The 4,204-nt window shown below is 72.1% G+C and carries 4 protein-coding genes; 2 read left to right on the forward strand and 2 right to left on the reverse strand.

Features of this window, described 5'->3' with window-relative positions; all coding sequences use genetic code 11:
• Nucleotides 1-257: 257 nt before the first annotated feature.
• Nucleotides 258-1,586 (forward strand): glycosyltransferase family 4 protein, encoded by a 1,329-nt coding sequence (locus ABZ193_RS43345; protein WP_020422725.1) that lies wholly within the window; start codon nt 258-260, stop codon nt 1,584-1,586.
• Between the two features lie 52 nt (nt 1,587-1,638).
• Here the strand turns inward: ABZ193_RS43345 and ABZ193_RS43350 are convergent, their stop codons facing one another.
• Both ABZ193_RS43350 and ABZ193_RS43355 read right to left on the reverse strand, forming a co-directional pair.
• Complete coding sequence (locus ABZ193_RS43350; RefSeq protein ID WP_027936572.1) at nt 1,639-2,130, reverse strand: GNAT family N-acetyltransferase; 492 nt, start codon at nt 2,128-2,130, stop codon at nt 1,639-1,641.
• Between the two features lie 116 nt (nt 2,131-2,246).
• Complete coding sequence (locus ABZ193_RS43355) at nt 2,247-2,705, reverse strand: nuclear transport factor 2 family protein (protein WP_020422723.1); 459 nt, start codon at nt 2,703-2,705, stop codon at nt 2,247-2,249.
• An 84-nt stretch (nt 2,706-2,789) separates the two neighbouring features.
• Here ABZ193_RS43355 and ABZ193_RS43360 point away from each other — a divergent pair, with 84 nt between their 5' ends.
• A complete protein-coding gene (locus tag ABZ193_RS43360; RefSeq protein ID WP_237338445.1) occupies nt 2,790-3,335 on the forward strand; it encodes a TetR/AcrR family transcriptional regulator in 546 nt (181 codons plus the stop codon).
• The last annotated feature ends 869 nt before the right edge of the window (nt 3,336-4,204 follow it).

The following is a 4,204-nucleotide window of genomic DNA, read 5'->3' on the forward strand; positions in this document are numbered from 1 at the left end:
CCGGCAGCACCTCCCCCCGGCCCGGCCACCCACCGCCGCCCGGCAGCACCTCCCCGCTGCTCGTCCACCCACCGCCGTCGGGTCGCGCATCCGCGCCGCCCGGTCCGGCCGAGCGGCCACTTCCCGGGCCCGCCCGGTCACCCACCCACCGCAGCCCACCACCGCGCTCCCACTCATCATGTGATCGACATCACCCGCCGGCATCGCGCGTCGTCGGGTGGTTCAGTTCTTAGTTGACCAGTGAGTAACCTCCTGTCATGCGCGTGCTGATGCTGTCCTGGGAGTACCCGCCCGTCGTGGTCGGCGGGCTGGCCCGCCACGTGCACGCGCTGGCCCGGCACCTCGCCCAGGACGGGCACGAGGTCGTGGTCCTCTCCCGGCACCCGGCAGGCACCGACGCCCACACGCACCCGACAACGGACCTGGTGGTCGAGGGTGTGCGCATCATCCGCGTCGCCGAGGACCCGATGCACGTGACGTTCGAGCGGGACCTCGTGGCGTGGACGCTGGCGATGGGCCACGGCATGGTGCGCGCTGGGCTGGAGCTGGCCCGGTCGTGGCAGCCGGACGTCGTGCACGCCCACGACTGGCTGGTGGCGCACCCGGCGATCAGCCTGGCCGGCGCGCTGCGGCGCCCGCTGGTCGGGACGATCCACGCGACCGAAGCCGGCCGGCATTCGGGCTGGTTGTCGCAGCCGTTGAACCAGCAGGTGCACTCCGTGGAGTGGTGGCTGGCGAACCGGTCGGACGCGCTGATCACGTGTTCGCAGGCGATGCGCGCCGAGGTGGCGAAGCTGTTCGAGGTGTCGGCGGACGACATCACCGTGATCCACAACGGCATCGAGGAACGCGGCTGGCAGGTCGCGGCGGACGAGGTCGCGCGGGCGCGGGAGAAGTACGCGCCGGGTGGCGAGCCGTTGCTGTTGTTCTTCGGGCGCCTGGAGTGGGAGAAGGGCGTCCAGGACCTGGTGTCGGCGCTGCCGAAGATCCGCCGCGCGCACCGCGGCACGCGGCTGGTGGTCGCCGGGCGGGGGCGGCACCTGGACGAGCTGGTCAAGCAGGCGCGGCGGATGCGGATGCAGCACGCGGTCGAGTTCGCCGGGCACCTGCGCGACCGGGAGCTGCGGGCAGTGCTCGCGGCGGCGGACGCGGTGGTGCTGCCGAGCCGGTACGAGCCGTTCGGGATCGTCGCCCTGGAAGCGGCGGCCGCGCGGGCGCCACTGGTGGCTTCGACGGCCGGTGGGCTGGGCGAGGTCGTCGTCGACGGGGTCACCGGGTTGTCCTTCGCACCCGGGGATGTGCCCGCGCTGACGGCGGCGGTGAACTCGGTGCTGCGAGACCGCGCCGCCGCGGAGAGTCGTGCGCGCACCGCGCAGGCCCGCCTCGCCGACGACTTCGACTGGGCTCGCATCGCGGCGACGACCGCCGAGGTCTACCGCAAGGCCAGGGTCCGCGAGCACGGCGAGCTGGGACGCCCCAAGATCCCGACGGGCAACGTGCTCAACCCCGAGCCGCCACCGGTGGTCGTGGAGCGGAAGACCACCGCCGCGGCACGGAAAAGCGGGACGAGGAAGCCTGCGCGCTGAAGCCGCCCCGCGATCAACGGCGGTCGGCCATCAACCTCGCGCGTGACTGTGATCAGTCCACAACGCGCTCGAAAACCAGCCAGGGCCCGTCGGGCAGTGGTGGTTCATGCACCTCGGTGAATCCGCTCGTCATGACCAGGCGCTGGGAAACGGTGTTGTGCGGCCGGATCACCGCGCGCACGACGCGGACGTCCGGTTCACGCACGGCGCGCGCGACGAGTTCCGCCAGCGCGGCGCGGGCATAACCGCGACGGCGCCAAGCCGGCTCGATCTCGTAGGTCACCTCGACGACGCCCTGCTCGTCTGGCGGCCCGTGGTATCCCGCGCGGCCGACCACGCCGACTGGCCCGGCGATGGCGCCGGCGAGCCAATCGGCGGCCCGCGGGTCGGCGCGGACGCGGGTGCTCGCCCGGCCCCAGCCCGGAAGCCAGCGCGGGTTCACGAAGTACGGCGTCAACTCGACCGGCGCCACACGGTTCGCCGCGGCGAGATCTCCTGCGGCGAGAGCGTGGTAGGTGGCCGGGGGCAACGGGACGACGCGCACGCCCCTACCGTCGCAGTCCGACCGGTTGCCTGTCGATCGAATTGCTGTCGCGCAGGTGATGCCGGAGTCGTCGGCCAGGTTGCGGCGCGGTATGCCCGCGTCCTGTGCGCCGCCGTTCAGAACACCGGCAGCAGTTGCCCACGCTCGGATTCCGGGCGGGGGCCGAAGATGCGGCGCTCGGACTCCGTGATGGGGGTGTCGTTGATGCTCGCCTCGCGGCGGCGCATCAGGCCGTTCTCGCTGAACTCCCAGAGCTCGTTGCCGTAGCTGCGCCACCACTGGCCCTCGGCGTCGTGGCATTCGTACTGGAAGCGCACGGCGATCCGGTTGCCGCGGAAGCCCCACAGCTCCTTGCGCAGCGCGTAGTCCAGTTCGCGTTCCCACTTGCGGCGCAGGAACTCGACGATCGCGTCGCGGCCGACGACGTGCTGATCCCGGTTGCGCCAGACCGAGTCGGGCGTGTAGGCCAGCGCGACCTTCTCCGGGTCCCTCGTGTTCCAGGCGTCCTCGGCGGCTTGAACCTTTTGCGCGGCGGTGACTTCGTCGAACGGCGGGAACGGCGGACGGTCGGACATGGGAACCCCAATCTGGAGAACGCTCGTTCTCCGCTGATGCGCTACGGTAGAGAACGCACGTTCTCCGCGCAAGGGGTGGATTGGATGGATCACGACGAGGCACGCGTCCGACTGCTCGACACCGCCGAGGAGCTGTTCTACGCGCGCGGCATCCAGGCGGTGGGCATGGATGCCATCCGCTCGGGATCGGGCGTCTCGTTGAAGCGGCTGTACCAATGCTTTCCGGCGAAGGGCGATCTCGTCGAGGCTTACCTGCGCCGCCGCGACGAACGGTGGCGGCGGTCGCTGGCGGACTACGTGTCGGCTCGGCCGCCGGAAGACGCTGTCCCGGCGGTGTTCGACTGGTTGCGGCGGTGGTTCAGCGAGGACGACTTCCGGGGGTGCGCGTTCATCAACTCGTTCGGCGAACTGGGCGACGGGGCACCTCGCGTCGCGGCGGTGGTGCGGGAGCACAAGGACCTGGTCCGGGATTACTTGCGTTCCCTGGCCGGCTCGGACGAACTGGGCGACCAGATCTTCGCGCTGGTCGAAGGCGCGACCGTGATCGCGGGCATCACCGGCGATCCGGGAGCCGCCGAGAGCGCCAAGACTGCGGCGGTGGCGCTGCTTCGGGCTTCCGCCGAGCGGTGATGCCGGGGTGATGATCTCCATTTCTGGGTGAACCAGCGAAGCCGCCGAGTGGTGGTTACGTGAGAGGGCGGCACCTGCTCCACCTGCCATGGGAGATGGATGCGGTGGCACCGTCGACTGGGGGTCGTGCTGTCAGCCATCGCACCTCGGCGAGGCAAACAGAGCACGCGAGAGCCGGGGCCGGTGGCGCGCGGCCCAACGCGATGGAGCGTCGGCGTGCATGTGGTACGCCCGACGGGGGTGCGACGCACCACATGCCTAGGGAGCCGGCATTCGTGAGGCGTGTTGACCTGCGCGGGGTACGCCCCCACCCAGGGCCGTGCCGGTATGCGTGACGTGCCCGGGCGTGCGTGCCCCACGCGCGCGGGGAGGGCACGTGCCGGTGGTGCGCGCCCCGCGCGAGAGGGCACCGGCGAGCGAGGGGCGTGCCGGCATACGTCGGGTGCGTCGCGGGCCGGGGGCGGTGCGCGACCCCGCGTCTGGTGCACCCAACGCGGGCCGGAGGTGGGGCGCCGCCCCGCGAGGGGCGCACCGGCGGGCGGAGACGTGCCGACATGCGTCGGGGTCGGGAGCATGTGTAGCGTGCACCAGCGCGCGTGCGCCGACCTGCGTGGGGAGCGCGCATGTGGTTGGTGCGTGCCCCTACGCGAGAGGTGCACCGGCGGGCGGGGGGCGTGCCGGGATCTGTCGGCTGCGCGGACCCGCGTCAGGTGCGCCAGCGGCCGAGCGCCTTGCGCCACCCCGCGTCTGGTGCACCCAACGCGGGCCGGGCGGGGTCGAAGCTGGACAGCTCCTGCGTGGTCCTGGCGAGGATCGTCGTGGTGCCGGCGAGCTGGTCGGTGGCCGGCTGGTAGGTGAGGCGGATGTCG

This window comes from Amycolatopsis sp. NPDC006125 (genome assembly GCF_040614195.1).
GTDB classification, from domain to species: Bacteria; Actinomycetota; Actinomycetes; order Mycobacteriales; family Pseudonocardiaceae; genus Amycolatopsis_E; species Amycolatopsis_E tucumanensis.

What these genes read in the sequence shown, in the direction of transcription:
- ABZ193_RS43345 (WP_020422725.1), top strand. Translation starts at nt 258, where the DNA reads ATGCGCGTGCTGATGCTGTCCTGGGAGTACCCGCCCGTCGTGGTCGGC.
- ABZ193_RS43355 (WP_020422723.1), bottom strand. Translation starts at nt 2,705, where the DNA reads ATGTCCGACCGTCCGCCGTTCCCGCCGTTCGACGAAGTCACCGCCGCG.
- ABZ193_RS43360 (WP_237338445.1), top strand. Translation starts at nt 2,790, where the DNA reads ATGGATCACGACGAGGCACGCGTCCGACTGCTCGACACCGCCGAGGAG.